Source organism: Planctomycetota bacterium (assembly GCA_018242585.1).
Classification (GTDB): domain Bacteria; phylum Planctomycetota; class Planctomycetia; order Pirellulales; family PNKZ01; genus JAFEBQ01.
Window position 1 is genome coordinate 1 of the sequence record JAFEBQ010000037.1, and the last position, 22,604, is coordinate 22,604.

General features: G+C 63.6%; 16 protein-coding genes. 6 read left to right on the forward strand and 10 right to left on the reverse strand.

What is annotated here, in order from left to right; genetic code table 11:
• Positions 1–339 precede the first annotated feature (339 nt).
• On the reverse strand, positions 340–1,377 hold the full coding sequence (locus JSS27_17520; protein ID MBS0210744.1) for a hypothetical protein: 1,038 nt from the start codon (positions 1,375–1,377) through the stop codon (positions 340–342).
• 133 nt (positions 1,378–1,510) lie between these two features.
• Here JSS27_17520 and JSS27_17525 point away from each other — a divergent pair, with 133 nt between their 5' ends.
• Positions 1,511–2,374: a hypothetical protein gene (locus tag JSS27_17525; GenBank protein ID MBS0210745.1), complete on the forward strand. Its 864-nt coding sequence runs from the start codon at positions 1,511–1,513 to the stop codon at positions 2,372–2,374.
• A gap of 101 nt (positions 2,375–2,475) precedes the next feature.
• Here the strand turns inward: JSS27_17525 and JSS27_17530 are convergent, their stop codons facing one another.
• Positions 2,476–3,192, reverse strand: a complete 717-nt coding sequence (locus tag JSS27_17530; GenBank protein MBS0210746.1) for a hypothetical protein — start codon at positions 3,190–3,192, stop codon at positions 2,476–2,478.
• 221 nt (positions 3,193–3,413) lie between these two features.
• Between JSS27_17530 and JSS27_17535 the strand changes: the two genes are divergently transcribed.
• On the forward strand, positions 3,414–3,701 hold the full coding sequence (locus JSS27_17535; protein MBS0210747.1) for a hypothetical protein: 288 nt from the start codon (positions 3,414–3,416) through the stop codon (positions 3,699–3,701).
• A 77-nt stretch (positions 3,702–3,778) separates the two neighbouring features.
• A complete protein-coding gene (locus JSS27_17540; GenBank protein ID MBS0210748.1) occupies positions 3,779–5,218 on the forward strand; it encodes a hypothetical protein in 1,440 nt (479 codons plus the stop codon).
• A gap of 10 nt (positions 5,219–5,228) precedes the next feature.
• Here the strand turns inward: JSS27_17540 and JSS27_17545 are convergent, their stop codons facing one another.
• From JSS27_17545 to gmd, 3 genes are all read right to left on the reverse strand, one after another.
• Complete coding sequence (locus tag JSS27_17545) at positions 5,229–6,224, reverse strand: aldo/keto reductase (GenBank protein ID MBS0210749.1); 996 nt, start codon at positions 6,222–6,224, stop codon at positions 5,229–5,231.
• A 37-nt stretch (positions 6,225–6,261) separates the two neighbouring features.
• On the reverse strand, positions 6,262–7,818 hold the full coding sequence (locus JSS27_17550; protein ID MBS0210750.1) for an arylsulfatase: 1,557 nt from the start codon (positions 7,816–7,818) through the stop codon (positions 6,262–6,264).
• A gap of 303 nt (positions 7,819–8,121) precedes the next feature.
• Positions 8,122–9,114, reverse strand: coding sequence for a GDP-mannose 4,6-dehydratase (gene gmd, locus JSS27_17555; GenBank protein MBS0210751.1), 993 nt, complete (start codon positions 9,112–9,114; stop codon positions 8,122–8,124).
• A 771-nt stretch (positions 9,115–9,885) separates the two neighbouring features.
• On the opposite strand from gmd, the gene JSS27_17560 reads away from it, so the two are divergent.
• Together JSS27_17560 and JSS27_17565 are read left to right on the forward strand one after the other, a co-directional pair.
• Positions 9,886–11,568 (forward strand): tetratricopeptide repeat protein, encoded by a 1,683-nt coding sequence (locus JSS27_17560; GenBank protein MBS0210752.1) that lies wholly within the window; start codon positions 9,886–9,888, stop codon positions 11,566–11,568.
• Positions 11,569–11,819: 251 nt separating this feature from the next.
• The gene (locus JSS27_17565) at positions 11,820–13,430 is read left to right on the forward strand and encodes a tetratricopeptide repeat protein (GenBank protein MBS0210753.1); all 1,611 of its coding nucleotides are present in this window, start codon (positions 11,820–11,822) and stop codon (positions 13,428–13,430) included.
• 487 nt (positions 13,431–13,917) lie between these two features.
• On the opposite strand, the gene aroA is transcribed toward JSS27_17565, so the two are convergent.
• The 3 genes from aroA to JSS27_17580 are packed head-to-tail and all read right to left on the reverse strand — an operon-like array spanning position 13,918 to position 17,667.
• Complete coding sequence (gene aroA / locus JSS27_17570) at positions 13,918–15,216, reverse strand: 3-phosphoshikimate 1-carboxyvinyltransferase (protein ID MBS0210754.1); 1,299 nt, start codon at positions 15,214–15,216, stop codon at positions 13,918–13,920.
• The gene (locus JSS27_17575; GenBank protein MBS0210755.1) at positions 15,213–16,469 is read right to left on the reverse strand and encodes a PQQ-binding-like beta-propeller repeat protein; all 1,257 of its coding nucleotides are present in this window, start codon (positions 16,467–16,469) and stop codon (positions 15,213–15,215) included. Before JSS27_17575 ends, aroA begins: the two co-directional genes overlap by 4 nt.
• Positions 16,444–17,667 carry a hypothetical protein gene (locus tag JSS27_17580; GenBank protein ID MBS0210756.1) on the reverse strand — a complete coding sequence of 408 codons (1,224 nt, stop codon included), beginning with the start codon at positions 17,665–17,667 and terminating at the stop codon, positions 16,444–16,446. Before JSS27_17580 ends, JSS27_17575 begins: the two co-directional genes overlap by 26 nt.
• A gap of 262 nt (positions 17,668–17,929) precedes the next feature.
• On the opposite strand from JSS27_17580, the gene cysK reads away from it, so the two are divergent.
• Complete coding sequence (cysK, locus tag JSS27_17585; GenBank protein ID MBS0210757.1) at positions 17,930–18,892, forward strand: cysteine synthase A; 963 nt, start codon at positions 17,930–17,932, stop codon at positions 18,890–18,892.
• A gap of 117 nt (positions 18,893–19,009) precedes the next feature.
• Here the strand turns inward: cysK and JSS27_17590 are convergent, their stop codons facing one another.
• Together JSS27_17590 and JSS27_17595 are read right to left on the reverse strand one after the other, a co-directional pair.
• Positions 19,010–20,023 carry an endonuclease/exonuclease/phosphatase family protein gene (locus tag JSS27_17590; protein MBS0210758.1) on the reverse strand — a complete coding sequence of 338 codons (1,014 nt, stop codon included), beginning with the start codon at positions 20,021–20,023 and terminating at the stop codon, positions 19,010–19,012.
• Between the two features lie 158 nt (positions 20,024–20,181).
• Positions 20,182–22,560 (reverse strand): HEAT repeat domain-containing protein, encoded by a 2,379-nt coding sequence (locus tag JSS27_17595; protein MBS0210759.1) that lies wholly within the window; start codon positions 22,558–22,560, stop codon positions 20,182–20,184.
• Positions 22,561–22,604: the final 44 nt, after the last annotated feature.

Here is a 22,604-nt window from a genome sequence, read left to right on the forward strand (position 1 = left end):
GCGGTGGATTAACTAGGATTTAGCGAAAATACCTCGCCTGGAAGAGTTGCATCTCATTAATACCAAAGTCACCGACGCCGGGCTGCCTGAATTAGCCAAGCTTACGAACCTGAAATCGCTGTGTATCGACGGGGGTTCGATTTCGGCCGATGGAGTCAGTGCGCTACGCGAGGCGATGCCGAACACCAAAGTGTGGCGTCCTCCTTTTCGATAAAGAAGTGCCGTCACGGCTGATGGAATCGATGCGCTCCGCCAGATGATGCCAAACACGAAGATTTGGATGCCGAAACTTCATTAGCAATGTAAGTCATCCGATATCGCCACGCTGACGGCTGTTTATTATTCTGCCTTGATCCACTTCAACTGCACGGCCACGCGCGCGGCCGCGTCGCGGCAGTCGGCCCGGCCCAGTAACTCGCTGCCGTAGACCAGCGCCATCAACACCGCCTTGTTGTCGACCGTCTTGGCGGTGCCCGAGCGCCCCGTCTCGGTGTTCACGCGTGTGCTTCCCTCGGTGACGATTCTCCCCACGGCGTCGATCTTGCTCAGCTCGTAGCTCAAGCCGCGGTCAAGCATCTGGCGAATCGACGCCCGCAGCTTGGCGTCGTCGCAGACGGTGTAGTACCGCGCCGCAAGCATCAACCCGACGGCCTGGTAGCTGACGTCAAAGCCTTGCTTCTCGGGATTCACGCCGCTCGTTTCCTGCAACGCCAGCCCTTCGCGGGCGCTCTCGGCGGCGGCCGTGGCCAGTTCCTTGTCCTTGGTTACCCGCGCGGCCATGCCCCACGCCGCCGCCACCAGCCAGCGGCGGTGCGTGTAGGGCTGGTTGTTCCTGAGGCCTCGCTTCAAGACCTCGGGTCGCCGCATCCAGGCCGCGGCGGCCGCGATCTTGGGCCCGTAGTGCGCCGTCACTTGCCTCGCATCGTCGGCCGGCAATTGCTGGGCCATCAGCACGGCCCGGGCCGACGCCTCGACAAAGAAGCTGGTGCTGTGAAACGGGTCGCCCGTCGTGCCAAAGCCGCCGTCGCTGGACTGGTGGTCAAAGCCCCAATCGATGATCTTCCAACCCAAGGCGACCAGCTTGGGATCGCCGCACAGATAGCCCGCCTCGACCGCGTCGCCACCGTAGCGCTGGGCTTCGATGAACCACTGCTTCAAGCCATCGCGCTCGGCTTCGACGTTGCTCGATGACGCGCCGTTCTCCGAAAACCGGATGTGATGATCGGTGTGCGACGACAGCCGCCGAAAGATCGCCCGGTCGAGCAACGGATCACGGTTCAATTCCAGGAACGTCGGCTCGGCCGCGACGACGGCGCCCGCCAGCGCAAGCAGCCAGCTCGTCATCACCATCACGATCGAACATGTGCGAAGCTTCATGCTGCGATTCCATTACGGCAATGCAAGCAAGTCAAGCCCCCGCCGCTGAACAGCTCTGAAAGCCGCTCCGTAACAATATCTAGGCATTACTCTTTCAGGTTACGCGGCAGCCATCGAACAAGCGAGCAGGGCCATGGAACCTTCACGATTTGGTCAGCGGGAATCAGCCATCACGATCTTTGACGATCCGTCGTTTTTGGAAGGATTGGTCGCCGTGCCCGGCAACCCGCCGGCGGTCGAAATGCCGCTGCGGCGATTGTACGAGTTGGTCGCCGCGGCGCGGCAACCGACGTTCGCCGGCGACTTGGAATTGAAGCACGAATGGAAGGCCCGCCGGGGCGAATATCCGCTGCCGTGTCAGCAATTCGAGTCATTGATCGATGCGGCCCGGGCGCGAGTCGACCGGCTCAGGGCGATGAACACGTTGGCGTCGCCGCCGACGTTGAAGGGCGAACTGGCGCTCGTGGCCGGGGCTCGCTGCCTGCCGCCGAACTATCATCCCAATCTCCCGGTTCGTGTTCGGTTGGCCAAAGCGAGGTTGGAGCGATTGCAACTCGTCGAGCGGCTGCTGACCGAGAATGGCTCGGACGTGCGCCTGGCCGCCGCCTGGCAGGCCCTGGGCGAGGTTCATGGCCACGGGCTGCTGCCGGTCGAGCAGAACGAGCGTGTGGCGCTGGCGGTCAAGCGCGCGGGCTTACTTGGCCGCTTGCAGGCCCTCGAAGCGCTGTCCGATTTTGATCGCGCTAGTCAGTTGGTCACGCTGTGGGACGATTACCTGCTGGCCGACTGTGCCGACGCGGCCACGTTGCGCCTTGAATGGCGGCGTGCTCGCGAAGCGCTCGGCTTTGCCGGATCGGTCGAAGCAGCCTGCCGCAATGGCGACGGCCACGCATTGAACGAGCTGCTGGCCTCGCCCCAGTACGAGCAACTGATGCTCCCCGAGGAATTGACCGCCCTGGTCGAAGAGTTCCACCAGTGTCGCGAACGACGCGGGTAGCGCGGGAGCGGTCAGTGGTCCGTTGTCAGTGGCGGGGAAGCGATTAGCCAGAAGTGGTCTTATCTCGCGCAACTAGCAACCAGCAACTTGCAACTTTTTCCTCACCACACCGGTGCCATGTACATCGGCGGGGGCGGGTAATAGTACATCGGCGGCTGGGCCATCATCAGCGGCGCGGCACCGGTGGCCACGGGTTGCACGCCGCGCGGCGGCGACGACTGCATGGTGGCAATGACGTTCTTACTGACGCCTTGTTGTTGCAGGGCGATCAACTCGCCGGCTTGCAGCGGCTGGATCATGCCGTTGGCGCGGACGTGGTTGACGATCAGTTCCTCATCGACGCCCGAGCGTGTCATGGCGACGACGTCGTTGACTTGCACGCCGCCGGGCTGGATTTGTCGTCCCATCTGGGCGGCGATTTGGGCGCGATTCTTGGCTTCGATCTGATCCAGCCCGTTACCAACCAGGCTGCCGCCGGCCGCGCCGACGCCAGCGCCAATCAGCGCGCCGGCCAGTGGATGTCTGGTTGCGCCGCCGACCAACGCCCCCACGCCAGCGCCACCCAGCCCGCCGTAAAGCGCTCCTTTGTCTTGATAGTAGGGCGACACGCAACCGCCCGCCGCCAAAGCGAGCAACAGCAGAGTTTTCGACAGCGGCGATGACATGGCCGTAGGCACTCGCGAGCGGAGGTGGAAGAACAGCGGGCAGGAATGTTCCAGCGCCCCCGATTCATGGTCAAGGTCGATCTCATTCGGGGGGGCCTGATAGCGGCCGACGCTACCGACGACGAAAGCGATGCCGGCAACGCGATGGCGCAATAACGTGCCGTCCTGATTCGCGCGGAATTGTAATGAAACCTGGCCCAGTCAAACGCCAATTAGAGCTAAGAGTTGAGCAGTGCTGTCGAGCCAGCTGCGCGCGATCGCCGGCGACGATGGCAACTGCTCTACGCGGTGATCGCCGGTTGTCGTATAAGTTCTCAATCGCGTGAACGCAAAGTTGCACCTGGGCAGGATATCAACGAATCAGGAACGAAATCATGAAGGCCGCGATTGCTTCGATCGTCGTGTTGATTGCCTTGTGTGTGGCCGATTCGGCCCAGGCCTATCATCATCACGGCCGCGGCCCGGGCTTCGCGTTTGGGTTCTACGCTCCGCCGCCGGTCTACATGGCTCCCGCGCCGGTCTATGCCGCGCCCGTGGGCCAAGTGATCGCGGCCCCAGCGCCGATGTACGCCGCGCCGGTGCCGGTCTATGCCCCCGCGCCAGTCTATTACTACCCACGCCCCGTGATGCAGCCGGGCATTTCGTTCTACTTTGGGCGATAGGCGACGCCGCACCACATAGCGTAACTTGTACCTTGGGCATGTGGCGGCGCGTGCGCGGAGCCGTCATAATTGTCGGCATGAAACATTCGACGAATCCGCGATCCGTTGTTACGCCTTGCCCCATAGTATTGCCCACGCGGCGCGATGCGCTGGCCGTTTTGGCCGGCGGGGCACTGTCAGCGCTCGCGGCCCCGACGTTCGCCGCCGAGCCGGCAAATTACCGGCTGGCGACGTTTAGCGTCGCCATCACGCCGCCGGTGGGGCATCCGCTGCTGGGCGGCTCGTTCAAGCCTTCGACCGGCGTCGACGATCCACTGCATGCGATCGGTTTCACGCTGCTGGGGCCGGCGAAGCCAATCGTGATCGTGGCGCTCGATTGGTGCGAGCTGCGCAACGACACTTATCAGCACTGGCGCGAAACGCTGGCCGCCGCGGCCGGCACGACCATTGACCGCGTCTTCGTCAGCTCGGTCCACCAGCACGACGCTCCCTATGTCGATACCGGCGCTCAGCGTTTGCTCGATGGCGTGCAAGCCGGCGTGATGTGCGATCCGGAGTATTGCGAAGCGACGCTCACGCACGTTGTCGCCGCGCTCACCAGCAGCTTGCCCCACGCTGAAGTCGTGACGCACTTGGGCCTCGGCCAGGCGCGCATCGAAGGGATTGCTTCGAACAGGCGGATTGTCGATGCCGACGGGCGCGTCAGCTTTCGCCGCTATAGCTCGGCACGCGATGCCGCGATCCGCGCGCTCCCCGAGGGAACGATCGATCCTTGGCTCAAGACGATCAGCTTTTGGCGCGACGAGCAACCGGTGGCAGCCCTCAGCAGTTACGCCACGCATCCGATGAGCAACTATGGCGGCGGCCGGGTTTCCACCGACTTTGTCGGCCTGGCGCGCGAGCGGCGGCAACGCGACGACCCGCGCGTGAAGCAACTGTATCTGACCAGTTGTTCGGGCGATGTCACGGCCGGCAAGTTCAACGACGGCTCGCCGACGGTGCGCGGCGAGCTGGCCGATCGGCTCTACGCTGGCATGAAAACCGCCTGGGAACAGACGCGACGCGTGCCGCTGAAACAAGTCGAGTGCCGCTCAAAGCAAGTCGTGCTGCCGTTCTGGGACACGCCGGCTTTGTCCGAATCGGCACTGCGTGCGAAACTGGCGGATGCGAAGCTGCCTTTCTTACAGCGCGCGATGGCGGCGCTGGGACTCAGTTCACTCGAACGCAATCGCGCAGGTCATGCGATTGACATTCAAGCGATCGACTTTGGCTCGGCGCAGTTCCTGCTGCTGCCGGCGGAGGCGTTCGTTGAATATCAATTGGCGGCGCAACAGATGTGCCCTGACAGCTTTGTCATGGTGGCCGGCTTCGGCGAGTGCGCGCCGGGCTACCTGCCGACGATCTCGGCCGTGAAGGAAGGCTTTCGCGAAGAGCACGGCTACTGCTGGGTCGGCGAAGCAGCCGATCCCATCCTGCGCGAGGCGATGCGCGAGGTGTTGAGTCCCAAGCAGCCGTGACGCACGCCGCTCAATTCCACGCCAAGGCGTTGCGGGTGTGCCAGTAGAGTTCAGAGGGTTCGGCCAGGAACACCAGCCGCCCGGCAGCCTCGGCGTCCCAGCGCACGTTCACTGCGTCGACATTCGACGTTAGTTGCTCTTGGGTGGCCGCGCCGCTGAGAACCACGTCGCACCAGGGCTGAGCCAGCACGGCCGCCAGAGCCAGCGCGTCGACCGTCGTGCCAAGCCTCGCCGCTTGGGCATCGAGGACCGCTCGGCGCGACGCGAAGCCGGCGTCGATGTTACGAGCAGTCAGGCGGCCATTGGCCAGTGCTTCCTTGATGATCACGCCGAGGCCGGCCGCATGGGCTTCGCCGAGCGCCACGCCCGCCGCAGGTTCGAGCAGGTTCCAGGTCGCTTGAACGCAATCGAACAGACGCTCTCCGGCCACTTCAACCCCCAACGCGCGGCAGAGCGTTTCCGCCTGGCGCGGGCCACTCAGCGACAGGCCGATCTTGACCCCCTCGGCGCGCAATCGCGTCAGCCGCTCGTGAACCGCGTGATCCACCAGCACACCGCTGTCGAGCGTGGCGCTGTGAATCTGGTACAGGTCGAGCTGCCGGCCCAGTCGCTCGCGCGTTTCGGCCAGTTGCCGTTCCAAGACCGGCAGGGTGTGATCCTTGACTTCGTGCCGCTCGGCCCGCACCTGCCAATCGGCCGTGTAAGTGTAACCCCATTTCGAGGCAACAGTCACCTCGCTCGGCGCGATGCCGCGCGCCGTCAGCCAACGCCCCAAGAACTCCTCGGCGCGGCCGTACGATCGAGCGGCGTCGAAGTAGCGCACGCCGGCGGCCCAGGCGGCGTCGAGCACGCGGTGGCAATGAGCCTCCATCGCCGTCGCGTCATAGTCATGGTGTAAGTCGCCGGCGTGCCCCAGGTTGATATAGCCGGGCCGCCCCAACGCGGCCAGTCCCAGGCCGAGCGGCGTGACCGATAGCGCGGTGTTACCCAACGGGCGAAGTTGCATAGTGACTTATGAAACAACCCATCAGCCACTCACGGCGCTAATTAGCGCTGGCTGGCTTTTTCTTCTTGCCGACGGCAGGGTTGGCAGGCTTGTCGCTTTGCGCGAGCTGTCTTGCTTGGTCCGCTTGCCGGGTCCAGACGGCTTCTAGTTCGCGAACCCGGTCGGGATACTGGCTGGCCAGGTTGTGCGACTCGCCCCGGTCGACCGCCAGATTGTACAGCTCCCACGGCTGGTTTTTGAGGGCGACAATCTTCCAATCGCCTACCCTCAACGCGCGGTTCCCTTCGTGCAACCACCACAGGTATTCATGTTCCACCGTGCCGTCCTTCGCAAAGGCCGGGACCAGGCTGCGCCCCGGCGGCACCGGAACCTTGGCGCCGGCGAACTCGGCGGGAGCTTTCATGCCGGCCACTTCCAACACCGTCGGGACAAGGTCAATCACGTGGGCCGGATTGTGACGCAACTCGCCCCGGGCCTTCAGGCCTCGCGGCCAATGGACGATCAGCGGCGTGTTGATGCCACCTTCGTGGACCCAGGTCTTGTGCCGGCGCAGTGGCGTGTTGGCGACGCTTGACCAGCCGGGGCCCAGCGACAAGAACGTCGTGGCCGATCCTGGCGGCGCGGCCGGGTCGTGACCTGCGCCGCGAACCATCATCTCGGCGCTCGCGCCGTTGTCGGACAGAAACAGGATCAGCGTGTTGTCGAGCGCGTTCATCGCCCGCAACTGCGCGATCACGCGGCCGATGTTCTGGTCCATGCGATCGATCATCGCGGCATGGATCGCCATTTTCACCGACTGGAAGTCGCGCTGCGCCTCGGATAGTTCGCTCCAGGGGATCGGGCGATTGACTTCGTTCGGCCCCAACTGCTTGATCGCGTCGGGAAAGTCGTACGGCGGGCCGACCTCGCGTTCCATTTCGGGCAACGAGTGGTGGACGATGCCACGCTCGGTCAGGCGCGCGTGCCGCCGCCGCGCTTCCTCGTTCCAGCCGTCGCGGAACTTGTCGCGATACCTGGCGATATCCTCTGGCAACGCGTGCAGTGGAAAGTGCGGCGCGGTGTAGCACAAATAATGAAAGAACGGTCGATCGGCGTACTTCTCGGCATGTTCTTTTAGGCACCGCACGGCATGATCGGTCATCACGTTGGTGACGTAATAATCGTTGGTTTGCGGTGAGGGCTGACCGTCGTCGGTGTTGCCGGCGGCGCGGAAGAAATTGCTCTGACCTGGCGCGCCGGTATCAAAGCTATGATCGAAGCCGTTCTTCAACGGCTCGCCGTCGATGTGCCACTTGCCCGAGTGATAACACCGGTAGCCTTCGGCCCCAAGCAGGGTCGATACCAGCGGGGCCCAGACGGGCCGGGTTCCCTTGCCCCCCGCCGTTGCGACGCCCGGCAAGGCGTCGCGGCGGATTTGCTGGGCGTAGTAGCCGGTCATCAGCGCGCCGCGCGTGGGCCAGCAACGGGCCGTGTTATAGCATTGAGTAAAGCGCAAACCGCCGGCCGCCAGCGCGTCGAGATTCGGCGTGGCGATCGAACTGCCGTAACAGGCCAGGTCCGAAAAACCGAGGTCATCCGCCAAGATGATCAGCATATTCGGACGTTCGCTCGACGGCGCGGCCCAGGCGGCGGCTTGCCAAGCGAAGGTCGCCGCGACCGCCAAGACAGCTACGATCAATGAACGAGCATCCCGGCGCAAGTGCCTGGGAGTCACGCCAAAACGGAACCAACGATGTGGTGACACAGGCGTTGCCTTTCAATGCAAGTCCAGCAAATGCCAAGAGGGCCAACGAGCCGCAATATGGACTGCGGCGCGGCCACGGTCAACTTTTGCGGCTGGCAATGGCAGGCCACGAGCGGACGGCCTGCTGTTTTGACGGTCAAGGCGGCAGTGTGCTCAGCGAACCGAGCATTGGCCGTGCTCGATCTCGAACTGGACCCGTTCCAGATCGGCGTCGACCATCATCTTGACGAGTTCTTCAAAGTTGACCGAAGGTGTCCAGCCAAGCACATCGCGCGCCTTGGTGGCGTCGCCGCACAGATGGTTCACTTCGGCCGGGCGGAATAGCGCCGGATCGATCTCGATGAACTCGTCGGGGTCGAGTCCCACATGAGCGAAGGCGATGTCGACCAGATTGCGAACCGAGTGCTTAATGCCGGTCGCCACCACGAAGTCATCTGGCTGGTCTTGCTGCAGCATCAACCACATCGCCTGGACATAATCGCCGGCAAAACCCCAGTCGCGCTTGGCGTCCAGGTTGCCCAGTTTCAGCTTCTTTTGCACGCCCAGCTTGATTCGCGCCACGGCGTCGGTGACCTTGCGGGTGACGAATTCCTTGCCGCGGCGTGGCGACTCGTGGTTGAACAGAATGCCCGAGCAGGCAAACAGGTCGTAGCTCTCGCGATAGTTCACGGTGATCCAATGGCCATAGACTTTGGACACGCCGTAGGGGCTGCGGGGATAGAACGGCGTGAGCTCGGTCTGGGGCTCTTCACGGACGTCGCCAAACATTTCGCTGCTGCTGGCCTGATAAAAACGGATACCAGGGTCGACCAGGTGAATCGCGTCGAGCACGCGCGTCACCCCCAGCGCCGTGAACTCGCCGGTCAGAAGGGGCTGGAGCCAACTGGTCGGCACGAACGACTGGGCCGCCAGATTGTAAACTTCGTGCGGCATCACCTCGCGCATCAGGTTCACCAGCGACAACTGGTCCAACAGGTCGGCCTGGTGCAGTTGCAGCCGGCCTTCGAGGTGGGCAATTCGCTCGAAGGACTCGGTGCTCGCGCGGCGGACCATGCCGTGGACTTCGTACCCTTTTTCCAAAAGAAATTGGGCCAGATAGGAACCGTCCTGGCCGGTCACGCCGGTGATTAACGCACGCCTGGTCATAGGTTGTTCATGCTCAAGTTGTTCATGCTCAAATGGTGAAGAAAGTCTGCCCCCACGGGTCTGTGTACCGGGTGCCCACAAGTGGGAACCAATCACGCCGCAGGCTATCGCCAGTTTGATAAGCCAGAGCCAGTACGTCAAAAGAGAATCTTGGCCGAGTTGGTCGAACGCGCAAAACAACCGGCAAGACATTCCTTAAGACTGGGGCGCTTGGGCAATCTGTGTTGCATATGCCGGTAATACCGGGCAGGAGTCCGGTGCAAACTCCTGATGCCTCATCCACAAACGAGCGTCGTCGCGACAAGCGTCCGGGGGCAGCCCCGCCTGCGTGGCTCGCTCCGCGCTGGGCGGGAAGCGGCCAACGACGGCGCGCAGCTCCTTTTGGGGAAGCTGGCAAAAATCTTTGGAATAATCCGCAAGACGCGACGCCTGGTGCGCAACAACTAGACAGTTTCCTTTACATTTCGTTGACCCTCGTTCCGGGTAGCCATAGGATAACTAAATCGGGTGTCGTCAGCCGTTCGTGCCAACGACGACACAGGGCCTGGACTGGGTTGGTGTGGGTGGAACGCTGGTGTGTTTTCGAGTGTGCCGAGCAGGAATGACGTCGCCGCGCATGCGAGCTAGCGACCGTTCGACAGGCGTTCGCCGGAGTTAGGTGTTTCGGGCCTTTTCCTCGTTGCAGCCAGCGCCGCGGGCTTCGTGTCTTGGCGCCGCGGGTCGCGCCAGTTTTTCAATCAGCCGTCGCAAGCAAGTTCATTCGGAATCTTCATGGGACGCAACCCCTACCGAGGCTGGCGCCGCAGCATCTGGAAACAGATCGAAGACGTCCTGTCACGCATTGTGACGTTCGTCATCGAGACGTTCCTGATTCCGATACGGCTGGTGTACCAGTGGTGGGGCGCGCTGACGCGCTTGCCGTTCCGCCTTCAACGCCGCGTCCGCAGCGTTTATTGGACGCGGCTGCTTTGGTCGACCCTGTTGTGGCCGATCTATTTCACGATCTGGAGCCTGAATTGGGTCGTCGAAGCGGTCGCCACCTGGTGGCCGCGCGTGCAGTGGATGTGCCTGCTGCAAGGGCTGCCAGCGGTGATCGTGGCCGTGCTGGTGGCCGTGCCGTTGTTCGGCAAGTCGCGCGACGCGCTGACTTATGACATCGAAGCCCGCGGCGCCGTGGCCAGCCATGATTACGACCGGGCGGAAATGCTGTTTCGCGCCCTATTGAAGATGGACCCGGAAGACGACGACTACCGATTCAACCTGGCCCGCGTCTGTTGGGCGCGCGGCGAGCGCGAAGCGGCGATGCGGATGATTCGCTCGTTGGCCCCGCGCAATATGAAAGGTTTCCCGCCGGCCCACTATTGGTTGGCCGAATATCTCTACCTGACCAATCCGCACAACCAGCAGGACATGGCCGAAGTCGACGCCCACCTAAAGCGGGCGATCAGCGGCAGCGGCGAGTATGTCAAACGCGCTCACGCCTTGCTGGGCCAGCGGTATCTCGACTCCGGTCGGCTGGCCGATGCCGAAAAGGAATTCAAGGAAGCAGCCAAGGACGAACCGCGGCTCTGGATTCGCCTGGCCGAGATTCACGCTCGACAGGGGATGATGACCCAGGCCAAGCGCGACGCCGAGCAGGCGCTGAGTCACTTCGGGGACATCGAGAAAAAAGACCCTGAAAACGACGAAGCCCGCATGTACGCCGCCCAGGCGTTGACGTTTTTGGGACAATTCGCCGAAGCGGCCGCCATGCTCGAGGGCGGTCTGGTGATGAAGCAGGACCGTCGCTACACCCAGGCGCTGGGCCAGGTCTATCTGAGTTGGGCCGACGCCACCCGAGCCCAGTCCCGCAGCAATCGCCAGCGTGAGAAAGAACTGCTGCTCCAGTCGTTCAAGTACGATCCGTTCAATCCGCTGTTGCTGCGCTACTTGATCAACGGCCTGACTGCGGACGGACCCGACGGCGAAATGGTTCGCGGCCTGATTCGCGACGCCTCGTCGGCCAACTTGTCTCCTTCCGTGATCAGCTTGCTGTTGGCGGTCGAAGCCGACGCCCGGGGTTACAACGAATCGGCCCGCACCTATCTGGAAAAGGCCAAGCTCCAGGACGAACGCTCCTCGCGGCTGATGTCCGAGTTGGCCATTCACTATGTCAATCAGCCGCCGGCGAGCGACGCCCAGGCCAACGCGCTGGTTGAGTTGGGGCTGCGGGCCTGGCCGCGCGACCCGTTCCTGAGCCACGCTCGGGCGGTGCTGCGGGCGCGGCGGCGCGAATGGCTGGACGCGCTGATGGACATGAACGTGGCGGCCAAGAGCTCCGTCAAAACGAACGATGTGAGCTTTCAACGGCTGTTCGCGCATATCTACCAAGAATTGAACATGGTCGACAAAGCCCAGCAGCACGAACAGCGGGCCCGGCAGATTGAGCTGTCGACCAACACAAACCGCAAATAGCCGAACAACGAATGGCTGAGGAGCGGTACAACTTTTTGCGTCGCGGCGAGTGAACGCCGTGACGTTTGAATTGTCCGAAGGAAATCACTGTCCGAGAGGGAGGAGTTCTGGCAGTCGTGAAATCTGCCGAGCGATCGGTGCCGCATAAGCCTCCGAGGGGGGGAACTGCAAGGCCGGGCCTGCTGGGCGTCGACCGATCGCTTGTGACCAGGGTACGCAACGCTCGTTTCATTTTTCAGGAGTACTTTCGCATGTCCGTATTTGGTTGGAACAAATGGCGCCTGGGCGCGCTGGGCTTGATGCTGAGCGCCGCCTGCTTGCTGGGCGCCAACGCTAGCGCCCAGGAAGACAAGAAGGACGAAGCCGCCGAACGTCAGAAGGCGATGATGCAAATCTACGGTCTCGACGCCAAGCACAAGGGCCCGGACGTGGCGCGACTGCGCGCCGCCTTCGACGCCCTGCAACGCGGCGACGGTGACAAGACCCTCAGCGAACTGGAAGACGCCCGCAAGGCCAACAAGTCGCTGCCGCCGGCCCGCGTGATGCTGGCCCGGCTGCTGTTCGCCGCCAACCAGCAACAATTGGTGACCCTGGCTCGCCAGTCGTTGGAACAAGCGGCCAAGGACGAGCCGAGCGCCCCGGAAGTGTACATCCTGTTGGGCAACGTCGCCCTGAGCGAAGGCCGACTGACCGACGCGCAGCTTGAGTACACCCACGCCTCGGAACTGGTCAGCCCCAAGTTCGCCGACCCCAAGGCGCCGGACGCCCAGCGTTTGATGCGGCAGATTTACTCGGGCATGACCAGCGTCGCCGAGAATCGGCAAGAGTGGATGAAGGCCGTCCAGATGGCCAGCCTGTGGATCGAAAACGCCAAGGACGACGACAACCAGATGGCTCAGGCCAAGCAGCGTCTGGGCCGCGCCATGTTCTTTCGCGACATTGATGGCAAGGATCCCAAGAACGAAACCGACGTCGTCAAGACACTGGAAGAAGCCTATGGCCTGGACAGCAATCTCGAGCACCCGTTGATTTCAATGGGCTTGCTGGCCACGCAAATGGCCACCCAGGTTCGCGCCGAGCGCGACACCAGCAAGTACGAGCGCGACGCGAAGGACTATGACCAGATGGCGCAGAAGTACATGGACCAGGCCGTCAGCGCCGCCAAGAGCGACAGCAAGCTGAATGAGAAGGCCAAGTCGGGCATCTATGCCGCCGTGTCGCAATGGTATCTGGGCCAGGGGAACGAACACCTGAGCCAAGCCGCCGAGTTCGCCTCGAAGGCGTTCCAGGCCGATCCCAAGTCGCCGGCCCTCAAGCGCTTGACCGCGCTGTTGAAGCTGTTGCAGCACGACTATGACGGCGCCGCCAAGGAACTGGAAGCTCTCTACCAGGAGAATCCCAGCGACTTCTTCGCCAGCAACAACCTGGCGTTGGCGTTGATCGAGTCGAAGGACGACACCAGGTGGAGCCGCGCCACCCAATTGGCCGAAGTGAACGCTCGTCAGTACCAGAAGAACCCTGAAGCCCTAGCCACCGTGGGCTGGATCTACTTCAAGGTCGGTCGCGTCCAGGAAGCCGCCCAGTTGCTGCAAGCCGCGGTTCAGAACAACCAGGCTTCGCTCGACACGGCTTACTATCTGGCCAAGGTGTTGCAACGGCTCGATAACCTGAACGACGCCAAGCGCATTCTGCGCCAGGCCGTCGAGAGCAACGGCCCGTTCATGCACCGCAAGGAAGCCGAAGACATGTTCGTCATGCTGGGTGGCGAGTTGCCCAAGCGGACGTCGTCTTCGAGCGACGAGAAGAAGGCGACGCCGGCCACCCCGGCCGCTTCGTCGACGACTCCGCCGGCCGCGAAGTAAGCGGTTGAGTCAATGAGCCTGGTCCGATGGGGCCAGGACAGCGCGTTTTGCATGGCCGCCGGCAACTCCAAGTTGCCGGCGGCCTTTTTTGTTGCTCTCCCGTCGCCGGCATAGCCGGCACACCTCTCCCTTTAGAGCGGGTCCACCATTACTGTAGCGCTGCTAGCGGGCGTGTCCGCTCTATGTTTTACGAACTGCCGTCTTTGCTCGGTTGCGTTTTCGCCGCTACGTCAATGATGGAACCGCTCTAAGGGAGAGGTCGCGAGCGCAGCGAAGCGGGTGAGGGTAAACGCGCGGCAGGCCAACGGACATTCAGCAAAGACGCAGCCTGCGAGGAATATCGATTGGCCCGCGGCGCCGTTACCCTCCCCCTGCCCCTCCCTGAAAGGGAGGGGTGTTCATTGCAAGTGGCGCTGGAACCCTTCCGAAGAGCAATCGCCAATAACATAGCGACTTGTCTCCTTCGTCATTCGGATTTCGTCATTCGTCATTGCCACGAGCTGACCAGCGCCAGGTCGCGGAAAAACTCCGGGTACGTCTTGTTCACGCACGCCGGATCGCGAATCACGACGCCTGGTACTTTCAACCCGACGAGCGACATGCTCATCGCCATTCGGTGATCGTCGTAGGTGTCGATCACTGCGCCGCGAAGACTCGAGCCGTGCAGCTTGGCCGGCGTGATCGTCAAGCCATCCGGGCGCTCGTCAACCGTGGCGCCGAACTTGCGCAGTTCGACCGCCACGGCATGCAGCCGGTCGGTCTCCTTGTGGCGAATGTGCTCGACGTCGGTGATCACGGTCGGCCCCTCGGCGAACAGGGCCACGGCCGCCAAGGTCTGGACCGTGTCGCTGATGGCGTTCATGTTCACCGTCACGCCGCGCAATGACCCACCGATGACGGCAATCTCGTGGGCGCGGCGCTCGACCCGACAGCCCATCTGTTCCAAGACGTCGACCAGCGCCACGTCCCCTTGCAGGCTTTGCGCCGACAGCCCCGACACCGTCACCGTGCCGCCGGCAATCGCGGCCGCGGCGAAGAAATAGCTCGCCGCCGAAGCGTCGGGCTCGATCGCGTAATTCATGCCGCGGTATTTGCCACGCGGCACATCGAATCGGGACAAGGCCGGTTCGGCCCGCGGCACATCAACGCCGAACGAGCGCATTACCGCCAAGGTCATCTCGACGTAGGGCTGTGAAACCAGCACGCCCTCGACCGCCAGTTGCACTTCGCGCTCGGCATACGGCGCGGCCATCAACAGACCGCTGAGAAACTGGCTCGAGATATTGCCGCGAATCGAGGCCAGGCCGCCCGGCAAGCCGCGGGCGTTGACCAGCACTGGCGGGCAATCGTTGGCCGTTTCGCTGCTGACATCGACTCCCAGTTGTTGTAACGTGGCCAGCAGATCGCCGATCGGCCGCTCGCGCATCCGCTTCACGCCGTCCAGGCGATACCGCCCGTGCCCCGCCGCAACCAGCGCCGTCAGAAACCGCATCGTCGTGCCGCTGTTGCCGACGAACAACTCGGCGTTGGCGGCCGGAATCTTGCCGCCACAGCCGGCCACGCGCAGCGTTCGCTGTCGCGCGTCTTCGGTCACTGGAATGCCCAAAGCCGCCAACGAGTCGAGCATGACCCGCGTGTCGTCACTGGCCAACGCGCCGGATAGAACGGACGTTCCTTCGGCCAGCGCGGCGCAGACAAGCGCGCGGTTGGTGATGCTTTTCGAGCCGGGAGGTCGAATCGTGGCCCGCAACGGGCCAGCGGGCTGAATCTGAATCGTCTCGGTCACTGCGTCTCCCGTGGGCCGGCCAGTTTCCACAAGTGAGCGTCGGTGCGAATGAATATTGCGTTGCCCGAGACCGCCGGCGAGCCGAGCACCGCTTCGCCCAGTTTGTTCTCCTGGACCACTTCGCCCTTTTCATCGCCGATCCGCACCACGCTCGTCAAGCCGTCTTGGTTGACACAGTATAAATGGCCACCGGCAAAAACGGGCGTCGTCCAAAAGGTGCCGCGCACGCGCTGCCGCCAGGCCACTTCGCCGTCGGCCAACAGCCCGCAGCTCATCGCGCCGGCCCGGTTCAATGTATAGACCTTGTCGCCGATCACCACGGGGCTGGCGTTGCCAGGTTCGAGCTTGCTCTGCTTCCACAGCACCTCGGCCGAACTGGTTTCGGGCTGGCGCTTCAGCGCCGTCAGGCCACCCGACGCGACCAGAATGATGTCATCATGCCCCAGCGGCGAAGGAATGCCGCCGCACTCCTTGTCATAGCCCCACAACAACTGTCCCGTCGCCGGGTCGTGGGCCGAGCAACCCTGTGGATCCTGCAAGATCAGCAGTTCGCGCTCCCCTTGGTAGGCCGGCGCGATCGTCGGCGAGCACCAGTTGGCGACCTTGGGCCGTTCGATTCGCCAGCGCGTCTCGCCGGTGGCGCGCTCGATGCCGGCCACGAACGAATCTCCCTGGCATTCAAGCTGAACGATCACCAACTCGCCCGAGATGACCGGCGAACTCGACATACCCACATCATTGGCCGCGTCGGGAAAATCGTAGGTCAGCCCCCGATACCAGATCAGATTCCCGTCCAGGTCGAGGCAGGCCAGATCGTTCGACGAGTAGAAGGCATAGACGTATTTGCCGTCGCTGGCCGGAGTGGGCGCGGCCACGGCGCTGGTCGGATGGCAATGGGTGCGCCCGGTGGCCCAAAACTCGCGATGCCAGCGCTGCTTGCCGCTTTCGGCGTCGAAGCAGAAGACATGCAGCAGATTCTGCCCCGCGCCGCTCGAGGCCGTGACGAACACGCGACCAGCGACGACGATCGGCCCGCACACGCCGCGCCCCACCAATGGCGATTTCCATGCTATGTTCTTACCGGTTTCAGCGTCCCACTCAAGTGGTGGCCGGCTGTCCTGGGCGATGCTCGCCGAGCGCGGACCGCGAAACTCGGTCCAGTCGGCGCCGCAGGCGGCTCCCAGCGCCACCAGCAGCGCGCCGAACCAAGCCAGTTGCGCCCGATGGCTAGTTTCGAGCTTGTTGAGTCTCATGCTTCGCTCGCTTGACGTGGGCCGCTGGGTTGGATGTTTTCGACGATAGAACGGCCGTCCCGATGGCATCGCAAACGCGCAACTGGAACTCCCAGTCCTGCGCCCATTTTTCAGTCTGCTCGTTCTGGCAGATTTTCACCAGGATCACGTTGCGACCCGACTTCAGTCGCGCCCGGGCCTGGTATTGATCGATCGACGAGCCCGCGTGGTAAATATGGTGCGTCCCCAGCAGCGTCCCGTTGAGCCAATATTTGCAGGCACAAATGCAGCCTAGCCGAATGTCAATGTCGCGCTCGGCCGGGGCATGGAACTCGACCGCCGCGTAAGCGACGCAGCCCATATCCTTGCCCAGCATGGTGTTCAAGTCGAACTTGCCGTGACGGTCGGCCGACGCGTGCTCGACCCAGCCGATGTCACCTGCCTTGCCCTGGTACTTGGCGGCGAAGTCGATTTCCTTCTCGGGCGGATAGGCCACGTCAAAGCCGACGCCGTTCCGGTTGTCGAACGGCCCGATCAGGCGCCAGTTCATGACAAAACCAAAGTGCTTGGGCAAATCAACTTTGACTTTGAGTTCCCCCAGCTTCTTATCGAGCGCCGCGATCTGATCCAAGTCGCGGGCCGCGGCGAACGCCTTTTCCAATTTCGACACGCCGGACTGTCGCGCCAACTCGTCTTCCTGAGCCGCTTCGATCTGCTGGGTTCCCTCGGCAATCGCCCGGGCGACCGCGTCGCGGCGCAACTCCAAGCTGGGGTCGTCGAGAAAACCAGGAATCAAGCGATCCCCCGCCGTCGGGTCAATCTTGCCGAGCCACTCGAAAGCCAGCCGGCGCGAGCGCGGGCCATGCGTCGTCGTGAGGACATACTTTTCCAAGGCGTCGTGCGGTAACGGTTGCCCTTGCTGCAACGACCGCTCGGCAATCGCATCGACCGCCGCGCGCAAGTAGTTCGCCCCCACGGGGCCGGCCTTGTCGAGCGCCGCTAGAATCGTCGGCAACTCGGCCGGCGTGGCCGCCGCCACCTGGGACCAAGCCGCGGTCGCCGCCACATTGCCCGCCCCTTCGCGGCCGACCTGTTGCAACGCCCCGAGCGCGCCAGCCAGCGGCTCGGCGGCGCTGGTTGGCTGGACTAAAGCGACCGCCAGGACAAACACAGCGGCAGCAAACGCGCCGCGACCAGCAATCAGGAGAACTCGATTCATAATCGCGTCCAAAGTTAGTAGCGCGGCCGGGGAGGAGCGACTTCACCACGGAGCAGGCAGGCAACCAGGGCGTGGGTCAAATACACCATTGTAAATCGCCCCTCCGCGGTGGTGAACCCACACGCCCCCCGCGTGGCAAAAGTCGCGGTTTTTCCCGTGCTTTGCCGCGCGCGTTGGTGTTGACCCTGATTTTCTCGGTCAGTTATACTCCCGCTGTTACAGCAGCATCGTTACTTTTTCCGTCAACTTTGTGAGGAATGCCATGGCCACGGCTGCCGCACCCGCCGGAATTCGGGATGACATCACTCAGTGCATCGGCAACACGCCGCTGGTCAAACTGAACCGTATTGCCCAAGGCTGCCAAGCGACCATCGCGGCCAAGATCGAGAATTTGAACCCGCTGTGGAGCGTTAAGGATCGCATTGCCCGGGCGATGATCGACGCCGCCGAGCGCGATGGCAAAATCAAGAGCGACACCGTCATCATTGAACCAACCAGCGGCAACACCGGCATCGGGCTGGCGTATGTCTGCGCGGCGCGCGGCTATAAGCTGGCCGTGACCATGCCCGAGAGCATGAGCCTCGAACGTCGCCGCCTGTTAAAGGCGCTGGGCGCCGAACTGATCCTGACTCCGGCGGCCGAAGGGATGCCCGGCGCGATGCGCAAGGCTGACGAACTGGTCGCGCAGAACAAAAACTACTTCATGCCGCAACAGTTCAACAACCCGGCCAACCCCGAGGTTCATCGCAAGACGACGGCCGAGGAAATCTGGCGCGACACGGCCGGCCAGGTCGATTTCTTCGTGTCGGGCGTCGGCACCGGCGGCACCATTACCGGCGTCGGCGAAGTGCTCAAACGCCGCAAGCCGGGCGTGAAGTGCGTCGCCGTCGAACCGGCCAACAGCCCGGTGATCACGCAAAAGAAGGCGGGCGAGCCGCTGAAGCCAGGGCGCCATACCATCCAGGGGCTCGGCGCCGGGTTCATCCCGGGCGTGCTGAACGTCGATATCATTGACGAAGTCATTCAGGTAACCGACGACGACGCCATGGAAACGGCCCGCCAGTTGGCCAAGCTCGAAGGGTTGATGTGCGGCATCAGTTGCGGCGCCGCCGCCTGGGCCGCGCTACAAATCGCCCGCAAGCCCGAGAACTCGGGCAAGCTGATCGTCGTGGTGCTGCCGGACATCGGCGAGCGTTACCTGTCGACGAAGCTGTTCCCGGAATAAACGTGATCGCGCCGCGGCGCGATCCTCGGTTGCGAAAACCACAAAACCCCCGACATTAGTTGGGGGTTTTTGTTGCGCGTCGAGTTGAATGATTCAACACCTCCGCATAAGCACCCTTCATTGAATCGGCGGCAGGACGCTCAATTCGACAATGATCGGGCGATGATCTGAACCGCACTCCCGCCCCAATTCGTTGCTCACCACGCGAATGCGACCGCGCAACAAGCAATGGTCGATGGGAAGTCGAAAGTAGATTGGCAGCCACATGGGCCACGTCGGCTGCAGGCCGAACGATCGCCGAGCGTCGCCAAGCTCTCCATCCCTGCACAGGTCGCTAAACAGAGGTGACCACGGCGTGCAATTCAGATCGCCAATCAAAGCCAGTGGCCCGGGTGATTCATTCACTCGCCTAGCCAGGTACTTGAGCGTCACTTTGCGAATGTGAGCCAGGCCAGCATCGGTCGGCGGTGGTGGATGCGCGACGACCAGCGCCAATCGCTGGCCGTCGTCCAGTGGCATGCGCGCCGTGAACACCGCGCCGTCGACACCAAGAGGTTTTTCCAAACGCGCGTCTTCCAGCGGCTGGCGACTCATCACCTGCAGCCCAAAGCTCCCCTCGTCGGGATACGAGTAAACATGCGGGTATTTGGCGCGCAGCGGTTCGAGCCCATTCGCCCACGCATGCGTCACTTCGTAAAACGCGACCAGGTCCGGCTCGATTGATTCGATGTACTTGACCGCCTCTTCATATCGATCGTTGTAAACGTAGACATTGAACGACACGAGCCTGACGGGCGGCGACAACCTCTTGCCCAGCGGATCGTTCGCATCGACCTCGACCGGGCGAGGAAACGGCAGCCAATAGGGCAGCAGCCCCCACAGCAAGTACGCGAACAACACCACGGTACACTCGGCGGCGAAGAACCGGCGACCCAATAGATAGACCACCAGCGCCAACCCCGCGCACAAGGCGAACTGGGCGCGGAAGTGACACAGCAATTCAAGGTGCCACGACCAGCGGGCCGCGAACGCCAGCAACGTCAACAGCGCCAATAGCGCCGTCGCCGAGTGCAACACGATCCAGAACAGGGCCTGCTTGCCGCGACGGGGCGCGGCGGCGTTCGACTTCATTCAGGGTCACCGTTCGACCAGTGAATTCACGGGCCGGCAGTATAACCGAATCGGCCACCTACCGCTTTGACATTACAATGCGGCGGCGTGCCCGTCAGGTTGTGGCGGTCGACTCCGCTACGTCCTTGCCGCGATTCGCCCTGAATGCCGCGGCGAGATTACGGCACGCGGGTCGCGCTTTGCCGCTGCCACCATTCACGCCACAGGCGCGTCCGCTGCGCCACGTCGGGCGCTATCGCGCCCCCGTCGGCCTTGGCGACGTCGCTACCCACCACGCGTGGCAAGGCTTCGAGCGCGGCGCTGCGCACGCCGATCGTATCGTCGAGCATCCGCACCAGCGTCGACGTGAACTGCTCGCCGCCGACCGTGCCCATCGCGGCGGCCGCTTGCCGGCGGATGTCCATGTCGTTATCGGCCGCCAGCCGCTCCAAGGCCAGCACCCCCGACGGCGCGCCAAGCCGGGCCAGCGCGGTCGCCACGTCGATTCGCAACGTCTTGTCCGGCGACACCAGCAACGGCTCCAGCTTCCGCGGATCGGTTCGCATCCCCGGCTGTCCCAACGCACGGACCGCCCCGCGCACCACCCAGGCGTTGTCATCATCCAGGGCCGGCAACAGCACCGTCGCGTGACCGGGCCGAGCGTGGGCCGACAGCAGTTCGCACGCCCCGTGCCGAACTTCCGCGGCCGGATGGGACATGTACGCATAGGCCAGTTGCTCTCCCGCCGGGCCGGCGCGATACGAAGCGGTCAACAACAGCGCGCGACAAACCAGCGCGTCCTGCTCGCCGCGCCCCAACTCCAACATCCGCGCGTTGGTGCAATCGCGCAGCGCCGCGCCGGACGCCACGCGAGCCAACTGCTGGGCCCCGTCGCGCCGTTGAGTGACTTGCTGACTGGCCAGATTGACGAGCGCCGCGAACTCGGCCGCGCGGTCTTTCAAGACTTCGACGTACATCGAGGCCGGCAACGCCCGCTCGTGCTCGACCGTCCACTGGTCACAGGCCGATAACAGCTCAGGCCCCAGCTTGCGCAACTCGTCGAGCACGCGGCGAGTGCCGACGGCCGATGTGTCATGTTCGAGCCGCTGCAGGTCGCGATCCAGGCGCTCGGCCAACTCGGGGCGGGCTGCTTCGACCGGCGGCGGCGTGGTTTCAGCTAAGGCGCCGCGATCGACCTGGCCGAACTCCTCGCTCCACTGCTTTCGCAACTCGGCCAACACCGTCACGCGGCGTTCTTGCGGCGCGTCGGCCGAAAGCTGTTCGGCGGCTGGCCAGCGGCGGCGCAACTGGTCGGTCGCGGCCTGGCGCGTGCCATAGGCCGATTGCTCGTAAGCCATCAACAACAGCGGCCCCGCCGACGCCAGCGGCCAGGCATCAAGCGACGCCACCACGCGCCGCTGGACTTCCAGGCTACGATCCAGCAACAACTGCTCGGCCGCGTGACGCCCGTTCCGGTCAGGCAACTGGGCCAGTGCGTCGGCCACCACGCTGCGCACGCGCCACGACTTGTCGGCCAGGGCCAGCGGCAAGGTCTGCTCGGGTTGTAGCTTCAACAGCCCCTTCGTGGCGGCCGCGCGCAGCTCCTCACCTTCGCGTTGCCGCTCGGCTTCGAGCGCCTTGAGCGCCCGGGGATCGCCGGTCTCGGCCAGCGCGCCGATGGCCACCACGCGCACGTCCAGGTGGTGATCGTGGAGCATGCTTTCAATGGCGTCATAAGCGCCGTTCGGCCGGCGGGCGGCAATCGTGCGAATCGCTTCACAGCGGACGCCCGTGTCGGGATCGCTGCGGTGGTCCATGACTTCCAGCGGCAACTCGGCCTTGGTTTCGCGTTGCCAGGCGGCGACCGCCGCGCGGCGCACGTCGGCCGAGCGACTGTTCAGCGCCCGCTGGTAGCGCGGATTGCCCGCGGGACTGGCGTGCTCGGCCAGCAACCGCAGCAAGTCGGCGTGCAACTCGGGCGCGTAGGCCGTGGCCACCATCTCGGCCTCGTTCCCCAGCGCATCGATCAGGCCAGTTAGATCCTCGACGGCTTTGGGGCCCGCGATCGCGGCCAGCGCTTCGGCCGCGGCGCGCCGCAAGGGCAATCGCAACTCGGCGGCCCGCGTCGTCCGCAACAGAACCTCACGCCCGGCGTCGTCCCCCTGGCGGGCCAGCATGATGGCCGCGTTGGTGGCGACCATCATCCGGCGATCCTTGAGCAGCGGCGCTAGTTGATCGGGTGTCGGCGGCGCGGGCGATTCGACGATTTCGATGGCCTGATTGCGCCAGCGCCAGCGGGGCGCGCCGCGCAGCGGGTCAGGAAGCGTCAACACCCAGGCATCGTTGGCCAGCCGGTCGGCCAGCGCGGCCGCATCTTGTGCTTCAGACGAACCGTCTTTCTTGTCGCCGTCGGCCGGGGCCTTTTCGCCGGTCTGCAAGGGCCAGCGCGTCGACCAAAAATCGGTCGAGAACGGCCGGCAACCGGCGGCGCAAACCAAAACCGCGATCGCCAGAGTGGCGAAACAGTGACGCGGCTCGAATCCATTTTCCCGTCGCATGGCAAATCCTTTTGCCGGGGGCGCGTGCTAATAAAATCAGTGGA

Coding starts and splice junctions, on each gene's coding strand:
- JSS27_17520 (MBS0210744.1), bottom strand. CDS start 1,377: ATGAAGCTTCGCACATGTTCGATCGTGATGGTGATGACGAGCTGGCTG.
- JSS27_17525 (MBS0210745.1), top strand. CDS start 1,511: ATGGAACCTTCACGATTTGGTCAGCGGGAATCAGCCATCACGATCTTT.
- JSS27_17535 (MBS0210747.1), top strand. CDS start 3,414: ATGAAGGCCGCGATTGCTTCGATCGTCGTGTTGATTGCCTTGTGTGTG.
- JSS27_17540 (MBS0210748.1), top strand. CDS start 3,779: ATGAAACATTCGACGAATCCGCGATCCGTTGTTACGCCTTGCCCCATA.
- JSS27_17545 (MBS0210749.1), bottom strand. CDS start 6,224: ATGCAACTTCGCCCGTTGGGTAACACCGCGCTATCGGTCACGCCGCTC.
- JSS27_17550 (MBS0210750.1), bottom strand. CDS start 7,818: ATGCTGATCATCTTGGCGGATGACCTCGGTTTTTCGGACCTGGCCTGT.
- gmd (MBS0210751.1), bottom strand. CDS start 9,114: ATGACCAGGCGTGCGTTAATCACCGGCGTGACCGGCCAGGACGGTTCC.
- JSS27_17560 (MBS0210752.1), top strand. CDS start 9,886: ATGGGACGCAACCCCTACCGAGGCTGGCGCCGCAGCATCTGGAAACAG.
- JSS27_17565 (MBS0210753.1), top strand. CDS start 11,820: ATGTCCGTATTTGGTTGGAACAAATGGCGCCTGGGCGCGCTGGGCTTG.
- JSS27_17575 (MBS0210755.1), bottom strand. CDS start 16,469: ATGAGACTCAACAAGCTCGAAACTAGCCATCGGGCGCAACTGGCTTGG.
- JSS27_17580 (MBS0210756.1), bottom strand. CDS start 17,667: ATGAATCGAGTTCTCCTGATTGCTGGTCGCGGCGCGTTTGCTGCCGCT.
- cysK (MBS0210757.1), top strand. CDS start 17,930: ATGGCCACGGCTGCCGCACCCGCCGGAATTCGGGATGACATCACTCAG.
- JSS27_17590 (MBS0210758.1), bottom strand. CDS start 20,023: ATGAAGTCGAACGCCGCCGCGCCCCGTCGCGGCAAGCAGGCCCTGTTC.
- JSS27_17595 (MBS0210759.1), bottom strand. CDS start 22,560: ATGCGACGGGAAAATGGATTCGAGCCGCGTCACTGTTTCGCCACTCTG.